Source organism: Paenibacillus radicis (ex Gao et al. 2016), assembly GCF_014641555.1.
Classification (GTDB): domain Bacteria; phylum Bacillota; class Bacilli; order Paenibacillales; family Paenibacillaceae; genus Pristimantibacillus; species Pristimantibacillus radicis.
Map to the genome: position 1 here is coordinate 2,011 of NZ_BMHY01000005.1, position 23,714 is coordinate 25,724.

Annotated in this window: 21 protein-coding genes; 13 read left to right on the forward strand and 8 right to left on the reverse strand. The window is 48.2% G+C overall.

Going from position 1 to position 23,714, the window contains the following annotated elements; all coding sequences use genetic code 11:
- Positions 1–410: 410 nt before the first annotated feature.
- Positions 411–1,481, reverse strand: a complete 1,071-nt coding sequence (locus tag IEX98_RS14120) for an HD-GYP domain-containing protein (protein ID WP_188889869.1) — start codon at positions 1,479–1,481, stop codon at positions 411–413.
- A gap of 42 nt (positions 1,482–1,523) precedes the next feature.
- Positions 1,524–4,064, reverse strand: coding sequence for a DNA gyrase subunit A (gyrA, locus tag IEX98_RS14125; protein ID WP_188889870.1), 2,541 nt, complete (start codon positions 4,062–4,064; stop codon positions 1,524–1,526).
- Between the two features lie 368 nt (positions 4,065–4,432).
- On the opposite strand from gyrA, the gene IEX98_RS14130 reads away from it, so the two are divergent.
- Entirely contained in the window at positions 4,433–5,209 is a 777-nt protein-coding gene (locus IEX98_RS14130; protein ID WP_188889871.1) for a YheC/YheD family protein, read from the forward strand.
- Between the two features lie 78 nt (positions 5,210–5,287).
- On the opposite strand, the gene gyrB is transcribed toward IEX98_RS14130, so the two are convergent.
- From gyrB to dnaA, 6 genes are all read right to left on the reverse strand, one after another.
- The gene (gene gyrB, locus IEX98_RS14135; protein WP_188889872.1) at positions 5,288–7,204 is read right to left on the reverse strand and encodes a DNA topoisomerase (ATP-hydrolyzing) subunit B; all 1,917 of its coding nucleotides are present in this window, start codon (positions 7,202–7,204) and stop codon (positions 5,288–5,290) included.
- Positions 7,205–7,306: 102 nt separating this feature from the next.
- Complete coding sequence (gene remB / locus IEX98_RS14140) at positions 7,307–7,558, reverse strand: extracellular matrix regulator RemB (RefSeq protein ID WP_042169874.1); 252 nt, start codon at positions 7,556–7,558, stop codon at positions 7,307–7,309.
- Between the two features lie 26 nt (positions 7,559–7,584).
- Positions 7,585–8,697 (reverse strand): DNA replication/repair protein RecF, encoded by a 1,113-nt coding sequence (gene recF / locus IEX98_RS14145; protein WP_188889873.1) that lies wholly within the window; start codon positions 8,695–8,697, stop codon positions 7,585–7,587.
- 30 nt (positions 8,698–8,727) lie between these two features.
- Positions 8,728–8,943 carry a S4 domain-containing protein YaaA gene (yaaA, locus tag IEX98_RS14150; RefSeq protein ID WP_042169866.1) on the reverse strand — a complete coding sequence of 72 codons (216 nt, stop codon included), beginning with the start codon at positions 8,941–8,943 and terminating at the stop codon, positions 8,728–8,730.
- Positions 8,944–8,993: 50 nt separating this feature from the next.
- Complete coding sequence (dnaN, locus tag IEX98_RS14155) at positions 8,994–10,136, reverse strand: DNA polymerase III subunit beta (protein ID WP_188889874.1); 1,143 nt, start codon at positions 10,134–10,136, stop codon at positions 8,994–8,996.
- A 378-nt stretch (positions 10,137–10,514) separates the two neighbouring features.
- The gene (dnaA, locus tag IEX98_RS14160; RefSeq protein ID WP_188889875.1) at positions 10,515–11,867 is read right to left on the reverse strand and encodes a chromosomal replication initiator protein DnaA; all 1,353 of its coding nucleotides are present in this window, start codon (positions 11,865–11,867) and stop codon (positions 10,515–10,517) included.
- Positions 11,868–12,436: 569 nt separating this feature from the next.
- Between dnaA and rpmH the strand changes: the two genes are divergently transcribed.
- The 12 genes from rpmH to IEX98_RS14220 all read left to right on the forward strand — a co-directional run bounded on the left by rpmH (position 12,437) and on the right by IEX98_RS14220 (position 23,710).
- On the forward strand, positions 12,437–12,571 hold the full coding sequence (gene rpmH / locus IEX98_RS14165; protein ID WP_081735485.1) for a 50S ribosomal protein L34: 135 nt from the start codon (positions 12,437–12,439) through the stop codon (positions 12,569–12,571).
- Positions 12,572–12,719: 148 nt separating this feature from the next.
- Positions 12,720–13,076 carry a ribonuclease P protein component gene (gene rnpA / locus IEX98_RS14170; RefSeq protein ID WP_042169855.1) on the forward strand — a complete coding sequence of 119 codons (357 nt, stop codon included), beginning with the start codon at positions 12,720–12,722 and terminating at the stop codon, positions 13,074–13,076.
- A 138-nt stretch (positions 13,077–13,214) separates the two neighbouring features.
- Entirely contained in the window at positions 13,215–13,994 is a 780-nt protein-coding gene (locus IEX98_RS14175) for a YidC/Oxa1 family membrane protein insertase (protein ID WP_188889876.1), read from the forward strand.
- On the forward strand, positions 13,991–14,638 hold the full coding sequence (jag, locus tag IEX98_RS14180) for an RNA-binding cell elongation regulator Jag/EloR (protein WP_188889877.1): 648 nt from the start codon (positions 13,991–13,993) through the stop codon (positions 14,636–14,638). Before IEX98_RS14175 ends, jag begins: the two co-directional genes overlap by 4 nt.
- 65 nt (positions 14,639–14,703) lie before the next feature.
- Positions 14,704–16,083, forward strand: a complete 1,380-nt coding sequence (gene mnmE, locus IEX98_RS14185) for a tRNA uridine-5-carboxymethylaminomethyl(34) synthesis GTPase MnmE (protein WP_188889878.1) — start codon at positions 14,704–14,706, stop codon at positions 16,081–16,083.
- Positions 16,084–16,109: 26 nt separating this feature from the next.
- Positions 16,110–17,996 carry a tRNA uridine-5-carboxymethylaminomethyl(34) synthesis enzyme MnmG gene (mnmG, locus tag IEX98_RS14190; protein WP_188889879.1) on the forward strand — a complete coding sequence of 629 codons (1,887 nt, stop codon included), beginning with the start codon at positions 16,110–16,112 and terminating at the stop codon, positions 17,994–17,996.
- 9 nt (positions 17,997–18,005) lie between these two features.
- A complete protein-coding gene (gene rsmG, locus IEX98_RS14195) occupies positions 18,006–18,728 on the forward strand; it encodes a 16S rRNA (guanine(527)-N(7))-methyltransferase RsmG (RefSeq protein WP_188889880.1) in 723 nt (240 codons plus the stop codon).
- Between the two features lie 498 nt (positions 18,729–19,226).
- Positions 19,227–20,048, forward strand: coding sequence for a nucleoid occlusion protein (noc, locus tag IEX98_RS14200; protein ID WP_188889881.1), 822 nt, complete (start codon positions 19,227–19,229; stop codon positions 20,046–20,048).
- Positions 20,049–20,230: 182 nt separating this feature from the next.
- On the forward strand, positions 20,231–21,004 hold the full coding sequence (locus tag IEX98_RS14205) for a ParA family protein (protein ID WP_188889882.1): 774 nt from the start codon (positions 20,231–20,233) through the stop codon (positions 21,002–21,004).
- The gene (locus IEX98_RS14210) at positions 20,985–21,842 is read left to right on the forward strand and encodes a ParB/RepB/Spo0J family partition protein (protein ID WP_188889883.1); all 858 of its coding nucleotides are present in this window, start codon (positions 20,985–20,987) and stop codon (positions 21,840–21,842) included. Before IEX98_RS14205 ends, IEX98_RS14210 begins: the two co-directional genes overlap by 20 nt.
- A 165-nt stretch (positions 21,843–22,007) precedes the next feature.
- Positions 22,008–23,186, forward strand: coding sequence for an aminotransferase class V-fold PLP-dependent enzyme (locus IEX98_RS14215; RefSeq protein ID WP_188889884.1), 1,179 nt, complete (start codon positions 22,008–22,010; stop codon positions 23,184–23,186).
- A gap of 41 nt (positions 23,187–23,227) precedes the next feature.
- Complete coding sequence (locus IEX98_RS14220) at positions 23,228–23,710, forward strand: DUF4446 family protein (protein WP_188889885.1); 483 nt, start codon at positions 23,228–23,230, stop codon at positions 23,708–23,710.
- Positions 23,711–23,714: the final 4 nt, after the last annotated feature.

Consider the following 23,714-nt stretch of genomic DNA (forward strand, 5'->3'; position numbering starts at 1 on the left):
CATTCTTTTTTAATTCTTCTATATACACTCTCTATACTATGGAAGATCGGCCTTTCCGTCCTGTTAAAAACATAGCATTTATATGGCTTCACTCAACCATCGCTCATCTCCCAACATAGCTTCATAAAGCCCACTATACATGGCTAGCACCTTACTCGCTCCTATTCCTATTTACCCGAACCCTCTATTCATAAAACATCAGTAATCAATGGCCGCCGCAAGACTCAGGTTACCCTCCATACCAGAAAGCTCCGGATGTACAGAAGAAACGGACGGCAGCCACTGCAACATAGGACCAGCGCAGCCATTGCCAATCGGAACTCTCTCCTCATTACTCAGCTTTATATACCATAGAAGAGATGCCTTAAATAAAAAACCCGCCAGAATGAATTCTGACGGGTTGCAAGGCTCTATCGAACGACCTCTGTAATATGCAGTTGCCGTTCAATGGATAGATTAATGATTTCACCATTGATGTTAACCCATGGCCGGGTCGGATGCATCGCATCTGAAAAAACGATCTCGCCGACCCTATCATCACTTAGGCGAACGAGTGTACCATTATGGAACTGCGTAACCTTCTCAATAAATATCCGCACATAGGACGGCTCCAGCTTACCGAAGGAATCGCTTTGTATCTGCTCGAGAACAACATACGGCGAAGCTCCCTTACGGTAAGACTTGTTAAGCGTCATTGCGTGGAAGATATCTGCAATTGCAACAACCTTCGCATAGGGATGGATTAAGGAAGAATCGAGCCCCAGCGGATAGCCGCTGCCATCGACACGTTCATGATGCTGCAGAGCGGACAGCTTAACCCCATCGTTAAGCGCCGCGATATTTTTGAGAAGCTGGTTGCCTAACAACGGATGCCGCTGAATTTCTTCTTGCTCTTCCGCTGTCAGCTTGGTAGGCTTCATCAGTATCGAACGATCGATACGAATATTCCCGATATCATGCAGCAAACCGGCAAGCGCAACCTGCATCCAATCCTTTTGCGGCAGCTTCACCCATTGGGCGATTAAATACGAAGTCATCGCGCACGCGACGCTGTTATGAAGCCAGTAATCCTCCTCATTAAAGCTGCGTGGCGCAAAGGTCAGTACGTTGTAACTAGGCAATTGCTGAAGCAGCTTCTCAAGCTGTGTCCGAATATCCAAAATCGGAAAAGGAAACCCGGGGTTGAATTGGCTAAATGCCCGCTTCAACAGTACAAAAGTCTTCTCGTATTCATCCTGCAACGGCGATGATACTGCCTGTTTCGATTGATTCGACTCCGGCTGCGACTCACCCTTAGGTTTGACTGCAGCGGCTATAGGTGAATCAACGATAACTGCTGAGACAAGAAATGCCTGCATAATATCAAGCTCGCGAGACGTTACGATCTTCCCTTTATGAAACAATACTCCGCCATGCGGGGTGAGGACATCTTCGCCAAGCTTATCGCCTAACTTCACCTGTGATAATGGTACGTTCATCATACCGGTCCCCTCCCCGTAATCAATCTGTCGCTATTGGACCGTCTATTCGGCGGAATCGTTATCCGCGTCGGTAATCGTTTCAGTTCCGCCCTCAATCGAAGCTTGCTCTTGCTGTTCAGCACCTTCGATTTCGTCGATTTCCTCATCTGTCTCTTCGCTGCGGGCAACGCGAGTTACCGTCGCTACAGTATCATCCTCGCGGGTATTAATCAGCTTCACGCCTTGCGTGTTACGGCCCATCGTGGAGATACCTTCCATGCTCGTACGAATCATTGTGCCGAATGCAGTCATAATCATCAAGTCTTCATCGTTCAATACAACCTTCAGACTGACGATTGGCCCGTTCTTGTCGGTAACATTGAGCGTCTTGATCCCTTTACCACCACGATTCTGGATCCGGTATTCGCTCATCGGCGTCCGTTTGCCATAGCCTTTGGACGTAACGATCAGCACATCGTTGTCGTTCACGACAACATCCATATCGATTACAACATCGTCGTCGTCGAGCTGGATGCCCTTCACGCCAGTTGCCGAACGTCCCATCGAACGAACGTCATGCTCGGAGAAGCGGATCGACATCCCTTGCGCCGTACCCATCACGATTTCCTGATTGCCGTCGGTCAACTTCACGCCGATCAGATCATCATCCTCACGAAGCGAAATCGCGATCAAGCCAACTTTGCGAATATTTATATAATCATCGAGCGGTGTTTTCTTCACGACGCCTTGGCGGGTAGCGAAGAACAGGTAATGCTCGGCATCAAACTCCTGTACCGGAATAACGGCATTGACCGTCTCACCCTGCTCGATCTGAATCAAATTGATAATCGGCGTGCCGCGTGCGGTCCGGCTCAGATCCGGAATCTCGTACGCTTTCAGCTTGTACACCTTGCCTTTGTTCGTAAAGAACAGCAAGTAGTGATGCGTATTGGATACAAAAAGATGCTCGACGAAGTCGTTCTCCTTCGTATCCATGCCCACTACGCCTTTGCCGCCCCGTTTCTGGCTGCGGTAAGTCGTAACCGGCAGACGCTTGATGTAGCCGCTGTGCGTAACCGAAATAATAACATCCTCACGCGGTATGAGATCTTCATCCATGATCTCTTCTTCGCTAATCGTAATTTCGGTGCGGCGCTCGTCGCCGAAACGTTCTTTCAGCTCGGCAAGCTCCTCGCTAATGATGTTGAGCACGAGCTGCTCATCAGCAAGAATCGCTTTGTATTCGGCGATTTTCTTCTGAAGCTCTGCGTACTCCGCTTCGATCTTGTCGCGTTCCAAGCCTGTCAGACGTTGCAGACGCATGTCGAGAATCGCTTGCGCCTGGTCGTAGCTCAGCGCGAAACGCTCGATGAGTCCTTCGCGTGCGATATCCGCTGTTTGCGACGCCCGAATAAGCGCGATAACTTCATCCAAATGATCGAGCGCGATGCGCAAGCCTTCCAGAATGTGAGCGCGGGCTTCTGCTTTTTTCAATTCGAATTCCGTACGGCGACGGATAACTTCGATTTGATGCTGCAAATAGTGATACAGCATTTCACGCAAGTTCAGTGTTTTCGGCTCGCCGTTTACAAGCGCCAGCATGTTGATGCCGAAATTGGCCTGCATTTGCGTTTGCTTGTAAAGGTTGTTCAATACGACACTAGGCGTCACATCGCGGCGAAGCTCGATAACAACCCGCATGCCGTTGCGATCGGATTCATCACGGAGATCAGTGATCCCGTCGATCTTCTTCTCGCGCACAAGCTCAGCAATCTTCTCTACTAGACGAGCTTTATTGACTTGATAAGGCAACTCGTACACGATAATGCGCGCCTTGTTGTTGCCGTTCTCCTCAATCGTCGCCCTTGCCCGCATCGTAACAGTGCCACGGCCGGTCAAGTAAGCTTGACGAAGGCCATGACGTCCCATGACGAAACCAGCAGTCGGGAAGTCAGGTCCTTTTACATATTCAATCAGTTCAAGGGGTGTAATGTCGGGATTCTCAATCAGCGCTTGAACGCCGTCAATGACTTCTCCCAAGTTATGAGGCGGAATATTCGTCGCCATACCGACTGCTATGCCTGTTACGCCGTTTACCATCAGGTTCGGGAACCGGGCTGGCAGGACGGCAGGCTCTTTCTCTTCACCGTCGTAGTTCGGTATGAAATCAACTGTTTCTTTGTTCAGGTCACGAAGCATTTCCATCGCGATTTTGGACAGACGCGCTTCCGTGTACCGCATTGCTGCAGCCATGTCGCCGTCTACCGAACCGAAGTTGCCATGCCCGTCAACGAGCATGTACCGCATCGAGAAATCTTGCGCCATCCGTACCATTGCCTCATAAACAGAGGAATCGCCGTGCGGATGGTACTTACCGATAACTTCGCCTACGATCCTTGCCGATTTCTTAAACGGCTTGTCCGCGGCCATGCCGAGATCCGACATTGCGTACAAAATACGGCGATGCACGGGCTTCAAACCATCCCTTACATCGGGCAGAGCGCGGCTCACGATGATACTCATCGCGTAGCTCATAAAGGAATCACGCATCTCTGTTCCGATTTCACGGTCTTTTATTTGCGAACGTTGTTGTTCTTCCGCCATGTTTTACCTCCCTGACGTCATCTATCTTCCATCCTTAAATCACGATAACCATTATATTACTTTCACAAACTGGGTACTGTTAAACCCTCGCACGCCATATTTCGCATTGCGAAGCGGTCTAGCTCTCTATCAAAAACGGCCTAACTTACTAAAACCTATACTTTTTTATGAAAAAAATAGGTATATCACAGTTTTCGATAGCTTAATGCTGCCATAAAATAAACAGACCCAACTTCCATTATACCACTCAATCCAAAGTCTGTCTCTGCCTGATTCGCAATAACGTCGCATAAAACGGCCATTTGCCGTCCTCTGGCAACGTTTCGCAGTTTGCAGATCTACAGGTAATTACGAGAGGAGAAAGCCGCTTGTCCATCCAACGCGTCACTAGCAAATGGGCGAAGACGAATGCGCTGTTGAAGCTCGAACAGATGCAAGAATATATTCCAGAGACGCAGCACTATAGTCGAGAAACTCTATTCGTTATGCTGGAGCATTACCAGATGATTTATGTGAAGCCTAACAACGGCACTTACGGCAAAGGCGTCATCCGTGTGGAAAAGCTTCCCCCGCCGGAAACCGGCTACAAGTATCAACTGAATACGACGATTCGGAGCTTCTCAAATTTCGACCAGCTTTTCTGGAGCCTCAAAAGGCATACGGCTAAAAAACGTTATATCGTTCAGCGCGGCATTCATCTGCTGAAGCATCAGGAACGCCGCTTCGACATCCGGGTTATGGTACAGAAGAACTTGAGCCGCAATTGGGAAGTAACCGGCATCATCGGACGTCTCTCCCATCCAGCCAAAATCGTCACGAACTATCACAGCGGCGGGACACCCATGTCTTTTGAGAAACTGATGTCGACGCATATGGATGCAAACGAGCAGCAGCAATATAGAGAACGTCTGAATACGCTAGGCTTGACTATCGTTCGAGCGTTGCAGCAAACCTATCCTCGTATAAAAGAAATCGGCATCGACATCGCTATTGATACCGACTTCCACCCTTGGATCCTTGAGGTCAACACTTGCCCGGATCCGTTCATCTTCCGCAAGCTGGCGGATAAAACGATCTTTCGCCGCATTTATCGATATGCGGTCGGCTATGGCCGATACCGCCGTAAAAGCACCCGTAAAAAATAGCCGCCCGCTGCCAGCGGACGGCTCTGTCAGAAAGGCTGCGCATCTCTTTCGAGAATGGCGGGGCCTTTTCGGTTTGTTTTAAACATCCAGATCTTTAACGTTTTTAGCGAACTCCTGAATGAAATCGCGGCGCGGTTCAACGTTGTCGCCCATCAGCGTGTCGAAGATGACGTCTGCTTCAATCGCGTCTTCGATCGTAACCTGGAGCATCGTGCGGCTCTCCGGATCCATCGTCGTCTCCCACAGCTGGGACGCGTTCATCTCTCCAAGACCTTTATACCGTTGAATATTGATTTTCGTGCCTTCGCCGAATTCCGCCATAATATCATCGCGTTCCTTCTCGGATTGTGCGTAGCGAATCACTTTGTTGCGCTCAATCTTGAAGAGCGGCGGCTGTGCGATATAGATAAAGCCGGCCTCGATGATTTTACGCATGTAGCGGAAGAAGAAAGTCAACATAAGCGTCCGAATATGTGCGCCGTCGACGTCAGCATCGGTCATAATAATGATTTTATGGTAACGCGCCTTGGACAGATCGAAATCGTCGCCAATACCGGTGCCAAGCGCCGTAATAATCGCGCGAATCTCAGCATTGCCCAGGATGCGGTCCAGTCTGGCCCGCTCTACGTTCAATATTTTGCCTCGCAGCGGCAAGATCGCTTGGAAATGACGATCCCGGCCTTGCTTAGCCGAACCGCCGGCGGAGTCACCTTCGACAATATACAGCTCGCTGATCGCCGCATCCTTGGAGGAGCAATCGGCAAGCTTGCCTGGCAATGAGCTGACTTCAAGCGCACTCTTGCGTCTTGTCAGTTCGCGCGCTTTCCGTGCCGCTTCACGAGCTCGGGCTGCTTGCAGGCCTTTCTCCACGATTTTCCGAGATACGCCAGGATTCTCATCAAGAAATTCCTGCAGCTTCTCAGCCAAAAGCGATTCGACAATACCGCGAACCTCGCTGTTGCCGAGCTTCGTCTTCGTCTGGCCTTCGAACTGCGGCTCAGGAATTTTGACCGAGATAATCGCAGTCAAACCCTCGCGCACGTCATCGCCGGAGAAGTTGTTATCATTTTCTTTGATCAGATTCGTCTTGCGCGCATATTCGTTAATAACACGCGTCAAGGCGCTCTTAAAGCCGGATTCATGCGTACCGCCTTCATGAGTGTTGATATTATTTGCAAAGGAATGGAGGTTCTCGCTATAGCCATCGTTGTACTGGAGTGCGACCTCAACCTGTATATAGTCCTTCGCGCCTTCCACGAAGATCGGATCCTCATGCAAAGCTTCCTTGTTGCGGTTCAAATACTTAACGAACTCAATGATGCCGCCTTCGTATTTGAACGTGTTGCTGACGCCGGTACGCTCATCCGTCAGGACGAGCTCGATGCCTTTATTCAGAAATGCAAGCTCGCGGACGCGAGTCTGCAGCGTTTCATATTCGTAAATCGTCGTATCGGTAAAAATCTCAGGATCCGGCTTAAAGCGTGTTGTCGTTCCGGTGTCCGTCGCATCACCAATCACTTTCACATCGTATTGCGGCGCGCCGCGGCGGTACTCCTGCTGGTACATATGGCCGTCACGCTTGATGGTAACGGTAACATGCTCCGACAAAGCATTCACTACGGATACGCCAACACCGTGCAACCCGCCGGATACTTTGTAGCCTTCGCCGCCGAATTTGCCGCCTGCGTGCAAGACGGTCATGACAACTTCAAGCGTCGATTTCTTCAGCTTGGCGTTCTCGCCGACCGGAATGCCGCGTCCGTTATCAATAACGGTAATGCTGTTGTCATCATGTATGAAAATTTGAATTTTGTCGCAGTAACCGGCCAGTGCTTCGTCAATACTGTTATCGACGACCTCCCAGACCAGATGGTGAAGACCTTTGCCGCTTGTGGAGCCGATGTACATACCTGGACGTTTCCGTACCGCCTCTAAACCTTCCAGTACCTGTATCTGACTCTCATCGTACGAATTTTGCTGCTGATTTACTGACATTCGTGCTCTACTCTCCTCTCAACTGCTCTTCCTGTTCGCCAAGCTTACACGCGCATGCCTGCTTGAATAGCGGCAATTCCGTTCAGCGTTATTCGATAAGCGTCAGCCATTCGCCGCAAAATGATGGGCTCGTTTCTTCAATGTCGAGGATGATATCGGCGAATAATAGATTTTATTCTTCGTAACGACGATTGATTTCGGTTCTTCCTCGCCAATCGTCTCTACGTCTTTTCGTTTGCGGGCTCCGGCAACGAATTGCTTGGATAGCTTGGAGGATTGCTCTATAGATATATCGAAAATAGCTACCAGCTCGGCAGCCCTGATGATTTTCTCGCCGCCCAAATGGATGTACATATCCTCCGCCTCCCCCATGTATGCGCCTAAGTGCGCGTGGCATGACCTGCCCGCACATCATAGATGCCGGCATCCTTCAGCTTGCTAATATTGACGCTCTCCAGTCCCGTCGTTGTGATGAACGTCTGCACCTTGCTTTGAAACGTCTCAATCAACTGCGTCTGGCGATGCTGATCCAGTTCGGACAGCACATCATCCAGAAGAAGCAGCGGATATTCCCCGATTTCCTCGCAAATCAGCTCGATTTCGGCCAATTTCAACGAAAGGGCGGTTGTGCGCTGCTGTCCTTGCGAACCGTATACGGACGCTTCTTTGCCGTTGATGAAGAAGGCCAGGTCGTCCCGATGCGGTCCGACAAGGGACATGCCTCTCCGAATCTCCTGATCTTTCACTTGTGATAACTTTAACATAAATTGTTCAAATAAAACAGTTTCATCTTCCGATCCGCCGCCGTCAAAGGACGGGCGGTACTCGATAGTGAGGCGCTCGCCGCCCGCCGTAATGCCGGAATGAATCTGCTCGGCCCAACGCTGCAATTTATGAATAAAGTGTTTCCTTTTTTTCATAATTTTAACACTATGCTCAGCAAGCTGTGCATTCCACACTTCCAGCATCGTCTGCTGCTGCCCGCCAGGGGATGCGGTTTTCAAGAAATTGTTGCGCTGCACGAGCACTTTGTTGAATTGCTGCAGCGTATGCAAATAGCCGGGCTGCACTTGGCCGATTTCCATATCGAGAAACCGTCTCCGTACCCCCGGCGTTCCTTTTACAATCTCCAGATCTTCCGGTGCGAACATGACGACATTCAACGATCCGATAAAGTCGCTGAGCTTCCGCTGTTCCAATCCGTTAATCTTAGCTTTCTTCCCTTGCGCGGAATACATCAAATCCAGCTTGACGGTTCCATACCGTTTCTCGACCTCACCATGAATGCGGGCTGAATCGGCTTCCCAGCCGATCAGCTCCTTATCCTTGGAAGTCCGATGCGATTTGGTTAACGCGAGGGCGAAGATCGCCTCCAGCAAATTCGTTTTTCCTTGTGCGTTTGGCCCGACGAATAAATTGACCTGATTGTCCGTCCGAAGCTCCAACTGTCCATAATTGCGGTAATTTTGAAGCTGAATGCTGTTTAGAAACAATTTCGCTCGTCCTCCCGGTTCACTGCTGGCTTACGCTCCAATAACCGTAAAGACGCCACAGCCTTCGACTTCAACACGGTCGCCTACGTACAGCTTTCTGCCGCGCCGATTGTCGGCCTCACCGTTAATATGAACCTCGTTCTCCTGCAAAAAAAACTTTGCATGTCCGCCTGTTGCTATGCAATCCGCCAGCTTCAAAAACTGGCCGAGCGTAATATATTCCGTCCGAATGGCGACTTCCTTCATGGCCTGTCACCTTCCTTTCTGTCTCTTTCCCTGGCCTTGCCGGTAAACAATTAACCTGTCGTACGGTAAGGAAGAATCACGTACGTGTTATAAGCATGATCCGTTGGCTTGATCACGATGGGACTCATCGCCCCGTTGAAGCCAAGCGAAATATTTTCGCTGTCGATGACTTTAAGCACGTCCAGCATATATTTGGAGTTGAACGCGATGCGCAGCGGATCTCCCGTAAATTGCGAAGGCTCGAGCTGCTCCGTTACACGGCCGAGCTCTGTGGAGCTCGAAGAAATTTCGATCGTTCCATCTTCAAGCGTCGTGAGACGAACGATATTCGTTTTTTCTTCCCGTGACATCAAATACGCACGGTCAATTGCATCGGTTACTTTTTTCGTATCCAGGACGAGTTCTGTTTTGAACTGCTGCGGAATAATCTTAGAAGTATCCGGATAAGTTCCGTCCAGCATACGTGTGTAGAACAATACGTTGCCGATTTTGAACAACACTTGGTTGTCGGCTACGACGATATCAACAAGTCCGTTCTGCTCCGGAATGAGCTTGGACAATTCATTCAGCGTTTTGGCTGCAATAACGACATTGTTGAAACGATAGTCCATTGCCGTCTCGGCGTGAGCGGTACGGCTCGCCAAGCGGTGGCGGTCGGTCGCCACGAATTTTAGCTGCTGTTCATGCAATCCCCAAAGAACACCGGTCAATATTGGCGTTTGCTCATTGGTAGAAGCGGCAAGGACGGTCTGACGAATCATCGATTTCAACAAATCACCTGGCATTTGGAAAAGTTCATTCGCCTCAATGGAAGGCAGAACTGGAAATTCCTCAGGATCAAGGCCAACCATTTGAATATCGGTTGATCCAGAACGTATCGATGTTTGGAAGTGGGCGCCAACCTCAATCTCCACATTGTCGGAAGGAAGCTTCTTAACGATTTCCACAAAGAACTTAGCGGGAAGAACGACGTTTCCGGGCTTATCCACATGTGCGTTAACGATGTCATCGCGTTCTACCGGAATAAAGCTTTGGATCGAAATATCCGTATCGCTTGCTGTTAGCGTTACGCCTTGATGGGTAACTTCGATTTTGATGCCTCCGAGAATCGGAATGGTCGGTCTTGAGGACGCTGCTTTCGATACTTGTTGAATCGCTTCGTTCAGTTCATGTTTGGAAATCATTAATTTCATGTCTTCACTCCTAAATCAGGGGATAGGTTGGGCCGATCGCCGTAGGCTTCTTCTAAAAGCACAGCTTCACTGCAACGTTTGGTCCATGCTGCCATTCTTGATTTCATTTTTTGATCTCTTTCAGATCATAGTTATGGATAAAATCTGCGAAAAGTCATCCTGAACTCAAACGTTTCCGTTGTACTGTTTTTTAAGGCGAAGCCTAAGGGCGTTTTCGCCCCTTATTGATGTTCTTTTTATTAAAAAAAATAGTAGTAGAAGTAGTAGGCGGCCTGAATATGTGGATAACCGCCTGGAACACGGATAAAGCAAGCCTATCCACATGTGCATATCGTGTGCATAGGCTTGCTTGGTTTTCCCTATAGGCGTGCATAACTTTTACGTATGATTTTTGATCTTCTCCGTAAGGTTCTGCAGTATTTTGTAAAGATCCTGGTCAATCTTCAATTGCTGGGTGATTTTCTCATGTGCATGAATAACTGTCGTATGGTCCCGCCCGCCGAATGCTTCGCCGATTTTCGGAAGTGAATAGTCGGTTAGTTCACGGGAGAGATACATCGCGATTTGCCTCGGATACGCAACGGCTTTTGTCCGCTTGCGCGCTTTGAAGTCTTCCATACGCAGCCCGTAGAACTCTCCAACCTTTTGCTGGATGTCGTTCATCGTAATCATTTTCGGCCGGCTTGAGGGAATAATATCTTTAAGCGCTTCCGCGGCCAAATGCGAAGAAATATCCTGGTTGATCAGAGACGAATAGGCGACAACGCGAATGAGCGCGCCCTCCAGCTCACGGATGTTCGTATCAATCTGATTGGCAATGTAGACCATCGCTTCATTCGGAATGTCGAGGTTTTCCGCTTTCGCTTTTTTGCGCAAAATAGCGATCCGTGTCTCCAGGTCAGGCGCCTGAATATCGGTGATAAGTCCCCATTCGAAGCGGGAACGCAGCCGTTCTTCCAAGGTCGGAATTTCTTTCGGCGTCCGGTCGCTGGAGATGACGATTTGCTTTCGTTCCTCATGCAGGGCGTTGAACGTGTGGAAAAACTCTTCCTGCGTTCCGTCCTTTCCGGCCAGAAATTGAATATCATCGATGAGCAGCACGTCGATATTGCGGTATTTGTTTCGGAAGCTTTCCCCGCGGTTGTCGCGAATCGCGTTAATGAACTCGTTGGTGAATTTCTCGGACGAAATATACATGATTTTGGTGCTCGGATTATGATCCATAATATAATGTCCGATCGCGTGCATCAGATGCGTTTTGCCAAGTCCAACGCCGCCGTATAAAAACAGCGGATTGTAGGCTTTTGCCGGCGCTTCGGCGACGGCAAGCGACGCAGCGTGCGCAAAACGGTTGTTTGCGCCGATGACGAACGTATCGAACGTATATTTGGGATTGAGCATATGGGAATGGCCTTCTTCATGTACAACAGGTGATTCAACGATTTTCGGAAAAATAGGGGCTGCCGCCTCCGGACTTCTCGCTTCTTCAATAGAGAAACGGACATCGACCTGCCGGCCTAAAAATTCGAAAAGCGTCGTGCGGATTAATTTTGTGTAACGGCCTTCCAGCCATTCCGCGGCAAAGGTTGTCGGTGCCGTAACTTCCAGCAGAGAGTCATCAACAAAAGAAGCTTTAGTCGCTTTGAACCAAGTATCAAAACTTGGCTTGCTAAGCTTCGTCTGGATGATTGACAACACTTGTTGCCATAAATCATAGGTATGGCTGTCCACAGACGTCACTCCTTATCAAAAATCGCCCAGGCGGGCGCAGTTAAGCCAAAACATGTCGAAATAACCTTTATTAGAACGAATACATCCACAATATGCAGGATCATGAATGGAAGAGTTATAAATAGGGGATTGTTTTGTTCACAATCTTATCCACAGGTTGTTGATAAAAATGGGGATGGAATGATCATATCCACATCGAAAACATATTAATCATAGCAAAAGATGCCTTATATTTCAACGAATTGCGGGATTTTATCCACATATTCAATAGCTTGTGTATAGAAGTTATGTACAACACTAGATATTGTTTATATCTTGTTACCATTTCGACAAGGTTCGCCTAAATACCTAAAAAATTATGCACATGTTATTAATTTGATAAGAATTCAGACCTATGCCTATTTTTATCCACAATATTTGGCTGGGAAGCATCGGATTGACTTTTTCCCCTTCGCGTGGTTTAATAAAAAAAGCGTATTTTGTGCGAACGGTGATGTTTTCGGACTTGGACGAGGGCTGAATGCCGATCGTGATATACAGGGAATATGTTGTACGGGAGGTGCAGAATAATGAGACCTACATTTAGACCGAATGTTAGCAAACGCAGCAAAGTTCATGGCTTCCGCAAACGGATGGCTTCGAAAAACGGACGTAAAGTTTTGGCGGCGCGTCGTCAAAGAGGAAGAAAAGTTCTTAGCGCATAAGCAGAAGACCACGTCAGGTGGTCTTTTTTTTTGCCCTGATGGCGATACTGCAGAGGATTGGGACAGAAAATCGGCATTTCAAGGATAAATAATAGCGAGCAAATGGATAGGCAAGTGAACCATGCAGGCAGGCGGAGGATTGGGAGTCGTGCAAAGAAAACTGCGTCTTAAAAACAGGGCGGACTTTAACCGGATCTATCGCTGGGGCAAGTCGTTTGCGAACGGCCAATTCGTCGTTTACTGGTCCAGGCAGCCGGTGGCAGAACCGTTTCGGCTTGGGGTATCAGCCAGCAAGAAAATCGGCAATGCCGTCGTGCGCAATCGGATGCGCCGCGTTATTAAGGAAATCGTACGGTTGAATGGCGATAAAATCGTCCCTCATATCGATTTCATACTAATAGTAAGAAAACCAGCAGTGGACATGGAAACGAAGCAGCTTGAAAAGAGCATTTTGCATGTGCTGAAAAAGGCAGGTTTATTGCGTAAGGAAGAGCGGTTTCATTGAAGCCGGACAAGGAAAGAGCACTGTTTCTTTGTCCTATAAATTATGGTATAGTTTAAAAGATCAGAAAGTGTAGGCTTGGGCAAGTTGTGAGCCTGCAATTTTTTTGGTGAACGCATTGGCCTTCAGAGAGGAGATTTCATGTTGGTTCGGAAAGTTAACCGCAAATGGCTAATAGTTCTCGGCCTCGTGCTTATGGTTGTACTGCTCGCTGGATGCGGCGGTCAAATTAACCAGACGACAAGCACGGAAGATTTGCAGAACGGGAACTTCTGGCAAAAGAATGTTGTGTACTATTTTGCGCTGACCCTTGATACGTTCGCGGATTGGTTCCATGGCTCATACGGCCTGGCTATTCTGTTGATTACGATAATTGTAAGGACAGCCATCTTGCCACTAACGCTGAAGCAGTATCGCAGCTCCAAAGCGATGCAGGCCCTGCAGCCGCAAATGGCCGAAATTAAGAAAAAGTACAAGGATAATCCGCAGAAGCAGCAGGAAGAAACCATGAAGCTGTTCCAACAGCACAAGGTGAATCCGATGGCAGGCTGTTTGCCGCTTATCGTGCAGATGCCGGTGTTCATCGCGCTGTATAATGCAATTTATATGAACCAAGAGGTTCGCACGCATGAATTTTTGGGCTTGGAGCTCGGGGAGCCGGGACCATGGTACATACTTCCGCTGATTGCGGCGGCAACGACCTTTATCCAATCCAAAATGATGCAAAAACAACAAACGCAGACGATGCCAGGTATGGGTATGATGCTGGCGATATTCCCAGTGCTGATTTTTGTAATGGCACTGAATTTCCCGTCGGCGTTGCCGTTGTACTGGATTTTCTCTAACATCTACACAATTGTTCAAAACTACTTCCTGTACGTTCGTTCATCTGACAAGGGTAAGGAGGCCCTCGCGAAATGAAGAAAATCGTAGTATCAGGGAAAACGATTGAAGATGCGGTACGTAGCGGTTTGGCGCAATGGAATGTAACCGAGGAACGTGTGAAGGTATCGGTCCTGGAGCAGCCGGCAAGAGGGTTGTTCGGGTTAGGGCTGATTGGCGTGAAAGAAGCGAAAGTCGAACTGGAGCTTATACCTGATCCAACGAATGAAGCCGAACAGTTTCTTCTTGAAGTGGCAAGTGCGATGGGACTATCGGTCACCGTTGAACGGAAACAAACGAGAGAAGGAACGCAGCTGTCCATTTCGGGCGGGGGCGATCTCGGCATGCTGATTGGACGCCGCGGGCAAACGCTCGATGCGTTGCAGTACTTGGTTAATATTGTTGCAAATCGTTACTCCGATTCCCATCTGAGAATCGTACTTGATGCTGAAGATTTTCGCGAGCGGCGCCGCAAGACGCTGGAGGAATTATCGGAGAGGCTGGCCGGCAGAGTCATCCGCACGAGGAAAGAGGTCGTGCTGGAGCCGATGTCGCCGCATGAGCGGAAGGTTATCCATTCGCAATTGCAAAACCATCCGAGGGTGAAAACCTACAGCAAGGGCGATGAGCCAAACCGGCGCGTCGTCATTGCCTTGAAGGAAAAGAGCAGTATAGCTGAATGACATCGATTCGCAGCAATGGCTACTATGGTCATTGCTGTTTTTCCATTTGAGAGGTGCTGAAACACGTGATATATGATACGATAGCCGCAATTTCGACGGCAGTTGGAGAAGGCGGCATAGCCATAATACGGATTAGCGGACCGGATGCGATCGAGGCGACAGCACGAATATTCCGTTCGCGAATCGATTTGCGTGAGGCCGAATCGCATACGCTGCATTACGGGCATATAGCAGATCCAAAAACGGGGGAGCAGGTCGAGGAAGTTATTGTAACCTTGATGCGCGGTCCAAGATCGTTTACGGCAGAGGATGTTGTAGAGATCAATGCCCATGGCGGTGTCGTTGCGGTGAAGAAGGTGCTGGACGTCGTTCTGCTGCAGGATGGGCTGCGGCTTGCTGAGCCTGGGGAATTCACCAAACGGGCGTTTCTGAACGGCAGAATCGACCTCATGCAGGCTGAGGCTGTTATTGACTTAATCCGTTCCAAATCGGACCGCGCTTTTTCAGTGGCCCGCAAGCAAGCTGAAGGAACATTGTCTAAGCGGATTAAGGCGCTTCGGCAGACCGTTATTGAATTGCTGGCGCATATTGAAGTAAACATTGATTATCCTGAGCATGATGTTGAGGATTTAACAAGTGCTTATATTCGTGAGCAAAGCGATAAAGCGCTGGATGAGATCGGCAAGCTGTTAAAAACGGCAAACGAAGGCAAAATATTAAGAGAAGGTATTATGACGGCGATTGTAGGGCGGCCGAATGTGGGCAAGTCTTCGCTGCTGAACATGCTGGCACAAGAAAATAAGGCGATCGTAACCGACATTCCGGGGACGACGCGTGATGTTATAGAGGAATATGTAACGCTTGGTCCGATTCCATTGCGACTGCTTGATACGGCAGGCATTCGTGAAACGAATGATGTAGTGGAGAAGATTGGTGTTGAACGTTCCCACACGGCGCTAGAGGAAGCCGACCTGATTCTGTTCGTTCTGAATTATAATGAAGAAATGCATGAGGATGACCGGTTGCTGCTGGAGAAGATGGCGGATCGTCCGGTTATCATCATTATTAATAAAATGGATTTGAGCGGCAAGCTGGATATGGATGAAGTCGAGCGGCTGTGCAAGCCGGAATCGATCGTTCGTATGTCTGTGCTGGAGGAAGAGGGTCTCGATCTGCTGGAGAAAACGATCAGCACGATGTTTTTCGAAGGTCAGCTTGATTCAGGCGATTTGACATATGTCAGCAATGTTCGGCATATTTCTTTGCTGAAGCGGGCGCAGCAGTCGCTTGGGGATGCGATTGAAGCGACCCATTCCGGAATTCCAATCGATCTGATCCAGATTGATGTGCGATCCGCGTGGGAGTCATTGGGTGAAATTCTGGGGGATGAGGTAGGCGATTCGCTAATCGACCAAATCTTCTCGCAGTTTTGTTTGGGCAAGTAAGGCAGCTAGGAAGTGGAGGGATAGAGATGAATTACGAAGCTGGACAATATGATGTTATCGTCGTGGGCGCGGGGCATGCCGGAAGTGAAGCAGCACTAGCTGCTGCGCGAATGGGCTGTGAAACGCTGCTGCTCACGATTAATCTGGATATGGTCGCATTCATGCCGTGCAATCCTTCGATTGGCGGACCTGCAAAAGGGCATGTCGTACGTGAGGTTGATGCGCTTGGCGGTGAAATGGGACGGAACATCGATAAGACATTTATTCAAATGCGGATGCTGAATACAGGCAAAGGACCTGCGGTACATGCTCTTCGGGCGCAAGCCGATAAATTCGCCTATCAGCATGAAATGAAGAAGACGATTGAGGAAACTGACCATCTGACGCTTCGTCAGGGTATGGCGGAGGAACTCATTGTGGAAGACGGCAAGGTTGTCGGTATCGTGACGAGCACAGGCGCGATTTACCGTGCCAAAGCCGTAGTTATTACGACGGGCACTTACTTGCGCGGCAAGATCATTATGGGCGAACTGATGTACCAGAGCGGCCCGAACAATCAGCAGCCGTCCCTTAAGCTGTCGGCAAGCTTGAAGGAGCAAGGGTTCGACTTGGTCCGATTCAAGACGGGAACGCCGCCGCGCGTGCATAAGGATTCGATTGACTTTTCTAAGACGGAAATTCAACCGGGCGACGACAATCCGAAGTTTTTCTCGTATGAGACCGTTTCTTCCGATAATGAGCAGCTGCCTTGCTGGTTGACGTACACGTCGGAGAAAACGCATCAAATTATTAACGATAATTTGCACCGGGCGCCGATGTTCTCAGGAGCAATTGAGGGAACAGGTCCTCGTTATTGCCCATCCATTGAAGATAAAATCGTACGCTTTGCCGATAAACCGAAACATCAGATTTTTCTAGAGCCGGAAGGCAAAAATACGTCTGAATATTATGTACAAGGCTTATCCACAAGCATGCCGGAAGATGTACAGCTTGGGATTTTACGTTCTATCCCAGGATTGGAAAAAGTTGAGATGATGCGTAACGGTTATGCCATCGAGTATGATGCCGTGAAGCCGACGCAGCTTTGGCCATCCCTGGAGACAAAGCTCGTTGACGGGTTATTCACAGCTGGACAAATCAACGGCACCTCTGGTTATGAGGAAGCTGCTGGACAAGGTGTTATTGCCGGTATCAATGCTGCACGTAAAGTGCAAGGGAAAGAGCCTGTTATTATCGAGCGTTCCCAAGGCTATATTGGTGTGATGATCGATGATCTGGTGACAAAAGGAACTAGTGATCCATATCGCCTGCTGACATCGCGCGCTGAATACCGCTTGCTGCTTCGTCACGATAATGCAGACTTGCGTCTTACGCCAATGGGTTATGAAATTGGTCTGATTTCGAAAGAACGTTATCAAGCTTTCTTAAATAAGAAGGAGCTTGTTGCCCAAGAAGTGGAGCGGCTGCGGACGACAAAAATCCGTCCCGATGCTGCGGAAGCAATGCTGGTGGCTGCAAACTCAGCGATTACGAATAATAGCATTGATGCGATGACCTTGCTTCGCCGTCCTGAAATTACGTATGGCATGCTGGAGAAGCTGTCGCCTTCGGAATTGCCATTGACGGATGAGATGAAGGAGCAAGTCGAAATTCAAATCAAGTACGCGGGTTATATTGAGAAGCAATTGATTCAGGTAGAGCGTTTGAACAAAATGGAGAAGAAAAAGATACCGGACGACATCGACTATTCCGATGTTCATGGTCTTGCTTCTGAAGCGAAACAAAAGCTGGCATCTATTCGTCCGTTGTCGATTGGCCAGGCTTCGCGTATCGCAGGAGTAACGCCAGCGGATATCTCCATTCTGATTGTCTACTTGGAGCATTATAATCGCGTTATCGCGGCGAGAGGATAACGATAACGAATGGAAGAGACGCATAAATGGTTTACGCAGCTGATGGAGGAGAAGGGGATAACGGTATCGCCTCGTCAGCTGGAGCAATTCGATACGTATCACCGGTTACTGGCCGAGTGGAATGAACGAATGAATTTGACTGGCATTACGGAGAGAGACGCAGTATATGAGAAGCATTTCTATGATTCGATATCACTCTCCTTTTTCGTCAATATCAATGAAGCGGGCAGCTTGGCAGATATCGGATCGGGTGCAGGGTTCCCAAGCATTCCGTTGAAAATCTGTTTTCCACATTTGAAAGTGGTCATCGTAGACTCCTTGAATAAACGCATTCAGTTTTTGAGCCATCTGGTTGAACAGTTAGGGTTAACCGACGTGGAATGCGTTCATGGAAGAGCAGAGGATTTGGCTAGATTGCCGAAGCACCGCGATCAATATGATATCGTTACAGCAAGAGCTGTTGCGCGGTTGAATGTGCTGAATGAGTTTTGCCTGCCTTTTGTGCGCAAGCATGGAACGTTTGCTGCGATGAAAGGCGCGCAGAGCGGAGAAGAAGTTCGGGAGGCTGCAGTTAGTCTTCGTGAATTGAAGGGGAAGATTCGTGCAGAGCATGACTTCAAGCTTCCTTTCGAACAATCCGAACGTCATATCGTTCTGATTGAGAAGCTAGATTCGACGCCAAAGAAATATCCGCGTAAGGCGGGTACGCCCATTAAACAGCCTATTATTTAATAGATAAAAGAAGTAGAGAGAAGAGAGCGATGTTTCACGTGGAACATCGCTCTCTTTATTTTTTATAATTTGCATTATTTTCTTTAGGTGAATGATGCAGTGTGATTTCTGACTAGTTATTTGGTATGATTTCGGCGATAAATCCAGTTGTTATAGGATGTCAAGCAGGAAATGAGTGGATACAGGTCGAATTTTTAAAGAGCAGGCATGAACGGTGTTGCCGTCTACCGTAGGCGGAGTTGAGTTTACGTTGGAAATAGAAGCGAATGCATAATCGGGATTCGAAGAAACTCCCAAACACCGTCAGTTAGCTTTGTTTCTGTAAACAGGTTCTGTACATAGTTGCTGTTAGTGGGTTTTGGTCTCAGCAGTATTGATTGGATACTCTTATACGTATAAAATAGGATAAGAGCTCATTCCATTGTTGGGGCGGTATAACATCTTTGAAACGATAATCTCGAAGGGGATTCGTTTCGTGATCGGGTGATAGTAGATACGATGAAAGAACAACTTTCCCGTTTGTTTGGTCTGAATGACCAGCGCAATGGACAAGAAGAAGTTAGGCAAATTCCAGTTAATGAAATTGATACGAGTCCGTTTCAGCCAAGAACGGTTTTTGATGATGACCGTATTGAGGAATTATGTCAAACGATTAAGACACATGGCGTTATTCAACCTATAGTCGTTCGTCTTCGCAATAACCGTTATGAGATTATTGCCGGCGAGCGTCGTTGGCGTGCGGTTACGAAGCTGGGTCACGAAACAATTCCGGCTATTATTCGGGAGTTTAACGATTCACAGACCGCTTCCATTGCTTTAATCGAGAATTTGCAACGTGAGAACTTGACGGCGATTGAGGAAGCGATTGCTTATCAGAAGCTGATTGAGCTTCATCAATTGACGCAAGAGAGTCTGGCACAGCGTCTTGGCAAGAGTCAGTCGACGATTGCGAATAAACTGCGTTTGTTGGCGCTTAGCGATACGATTAAAGGTGCTTTAATGGAAAGAAAGATTACCGAGAGACATGCTAGAGCGCTGCTTTCTTTGGATACCGAACAATTGCAGCATCAGGTGCTGGAGGAAATCATTGCTAAGGACTTAAACGTCAAACAAACCGAAGTACGCATTGCTTTTTTGAAGGAATCATCTAAAATGAAGAAAGCGAAACGTATTTCCTTTACAAAGGATGTGCGTTTGGCTGTAAATACAATTCGTCAATCGATTGAAATGGTCGTTGGATCGGGATTGCCGATTAAGACGAATGAAAAAGATCATGGCGATCATTATGAAATCGTCATTCAAATTCCGAAGCGACAATAAAGAGGTTTCTCTTATATTAGCGTTGGAAAACGCTCCAAAAAGCCGTCCTCAACTAGAGGGCGGCGAATCCATTTGTACAACAATAGGTTGATAGATTGCCTGGCAGCATGGGTAATAGGCAGGCAGGGACAGCAGGGCTTCACACATCTAATAAAGTTTGCTAGGGGCAGAGGTGAAAACGCTTGACTAAGATCATTGCAATAGCCAATCAGAAGGGCGGCGTCGGCAAGACGACGACGACAGTCAACCTTGGCGCCTGCCTTGCTTCGCTCGGCAGAAGAGTGCTGCTTGTCGATATTGACCCGCAGGGCAATACAACAAGTGGAATTGGGATCAACAAAGCGGATGTCGAGAATTGCATTTATGATATTCTAATTAATGAAGTACACCCAAGTGAAGCAATGGCGGATACGGAAATTCCTGGATTGAAAATTATTCCAGCTACGATTCAACTGGCCGGCGCTGAAATTGAATTGGTTCAGCGAATTTCACGCGAGGTTCGTTTAAAGCAGATGCTGCATATGATCAAGGATCAGTTCGACTACATACTGATTGATTGTCCGCCATCGTTAGGACTGCTGACAATCAACTCTTTGACAGCGGCAGACTCGGTTATCATTCCGATTCAATGTGAATATTACGCGCTGGAGGGTCTCAGCCAGCTGCTTAATACGGTACGTCTCGTTCAGAAGCATCTGAACACGTCTCTTCAGATTGAAGGGGTATTGCTGACGATGCTGGATGCTAGAACGAATCTAGGTATCCAAGTTATCGAGGAAGTGAAGAAATACTTCCAGCAGAAAGTATATCAAACCATTATTCCGCGCAATGTACGTTTAAGCGAAGCGCCTTCCCATGGACAGGCAATTATCACCTATGACCCGCGTTCCAAAGGTGCGGAAGTGTATCTTGAACTCGCGAAGGAAGTGATTTCGTATGAGCAAGCGGCTAGGTAGAGGGCTTGATGCGCTCATTCCATCGCTGTCGGTAAATGATGATGACAAGGTCATTGAGATTAATCTTAGTCAACTAAGACCAAACCCATATCAACCGCGTAAAACGTTCGATGAGGATTCGATTCGTGAGCTCGCAGAATCCATCAAACAGCATGGTGTCATCCAGCCGATTATCGTTCGGACAGTACTTAAAGGGTATGAAATTATTGCAGGTGAACGTCGCTTTCGGGCTTCTCAGCTTTGCGGCAACACAACTGTTCCGGCTGTTGTTCGATCTTTTACAGATCAGCAAGTCATGGAAATTGCACTCATCGAAAACCTGCAGCGTGAGGATCTTAATGCAATAGAGGTTGCGATCGCGTATCAAGGGTTAATGGATAAGTTCAAGCTAACCCAAGAAGAGCTTTCGATGAAGGTGGGCAAGTCCAGATCGCATATTGCAAACTTCATTCGTCTGCTTGCGCTGCCGAGCGAAATTAAGGACAATGTTTCACGTGGAACAATTTCGATGGGACATGCTCGTGCACTGGCAGGGATTAAACAAACGGCCGTGCAGAAAGAGCTGGCGGACATGATCATTACGCATGGCTGGAGCGTACGGCAGTTAGAAGAGGCTGTACAGAAGCTAGAGGCGAAAGAGTCAGTTGATGAAACGCCTGCTAAAGCAAAATCCAAAAATCGTGATCCTTATATCGAAAGCTTGGAAGAGTCCTTGCGAGAGAAATTCAAGACGACAGTTAAGATTAAGCATCAAAAAGATAAAGGGAAAATTGAGCTGCAGTACTACAGCAAACAGGATCTGGAGAGATTGCTGGAGCTTCTGCAATCGATGGCCTAATAGAGGATAAATAGAGTAGCATACCTATGTTGTAATCTTTGATTCGAAAGATTAAACTAAGGTATGCTATTGTTATGTTTACAGGAGAAACAAGCTGTAAGTTGAGCGTTGATTATAGGTTTATAATGCGTATGAGATATCTGTATTTGAAAGAGAAGAATTCCGATGAAGGAGGTTGAAGGAGTGAGCGAGGAAACGTTTATCTATTTGGATCATGCGGCTACTTCTTGGCCGAAGCCATTGACGGTCGTGGAGGCGGTGCAGCATGCTATGCTGCATGACGCAGCCAATCCTGGCCGCGGCAGCCATCGGATGGCTGTTCGAGCAAGTCGCGTATTGTTCGATACAAGGAAGCGATTGAGCAAGCTGTTCCATATTAAAAACCCGAATGACATTGCCTTCATGCCGAATACAACGGCTGGCTTGAATCTCGCAATCAAAGGGTTGCTTAAGCCAGGGGATCATGTGATAGCTACCTCGGTCGAGCATAATTCAGTCAGGCGGCCGCTTGAATACTTGAAACATGCAGGCGATGTAGACGTAACGTATGTAGATACGGATGAAGAAGGTATCTTAAATATTGATCATGTTGCAGAAGCCATAACAAGCCAGACCAAATTGATTGTCGTTAATCATAGTTCCAATCTATTAGGCTCGATTCTTCCGATTGATAGAATTGGAGAGCTGGCAAGGGCAAAAGGGATTAAACTTCTGGTGGATGCGGCTCAAAGCGCAGGTATTCTAGAGCTGAATGTCGAGTCTATGGGTATTGATCTGCTGGCCTTTCCCGGACATAAAGGTTTGCTTGGTCCACAGGGCACAGGAGGGCTTTACATCCATCCGGATGTCGATCTGGTGCCGCAGTTGCACGGAGGCACTGGGAGTCAATCTGAGGCGCCTGAGCAGCCTAACGTCCGTCCCGATAAGTATGAAGCAGGGACGCAAAATACGCCTGGCTTGGCGGGGTTAAAAGCCGGCGTTGAATTTGTACTGAATGAGACGGTGCAGAAAATCCATACTAAGGAATGGTTGTTGACACAGCGGATGATGGAGGGTTTGCTTGCCGTTGAAGGTATCAAGCTGCTTGGTCCAAAGCTTGGTCAAGAGCGGACAGGCATGGTGTCATTTGTAGCGGAGGGGATCGATCCTTCCGAGATGTCCTACATCTTGGACCAGCATTATGGGATAGCTGTAAGGGCAGGGTTCCATTGTACGCCATTGGCTCATGGACGGGCCGGTACTTTGGGGACAGGGGCTGTAAGAGCCAGTGTAGGCTGTTTTACGACCGAGTCGGAGGCGGATGCGCTTGTGGAGGCCGTGAAGGAGATTAGAAAGCAATATTAAGCAGCGATGCTTGAAAGAACATCTGGGGGCGGAATGGAATAATGGATGAGTGGATGAACAACCCGATGAACGGGGTTACGGTCGTTTTAGCTATTATTGTGATTATCATCGGTATACGCATTATGGTAGTGGGGAGCCGCTTGAAGAAGCTGAGAAAGCAGTATGTCGAAGTGATGGGCAATACAGGGGTGACGGATCTGGAAAGTGTCATCGTCGATTTGAAGCAGACGATCGCTGCGCAAGCCGAGCATACCCAGCACATCCAGTCGCAAATGGAAATTATGCAGCGCGTGCAGATGCAAGGGAAGGGCCGGGTAGGCATTATCCGCTACAATGCGTTTGCCGATCAAGGCAGCGATCTCAGCTTCTCTATTGCGGTTGTAAATGGGGCAGACGACGGTATGGTGATCTCCGGCATTCATAGCCGCGAGAATACGTATGTGTACGCTAAGCCGTTAGATAAAGGCGAGTCCAGTTATCCGCTCACGCCCGAAGAACGTAAAGCGATCGAGCAGGCGAAGTAGAGTC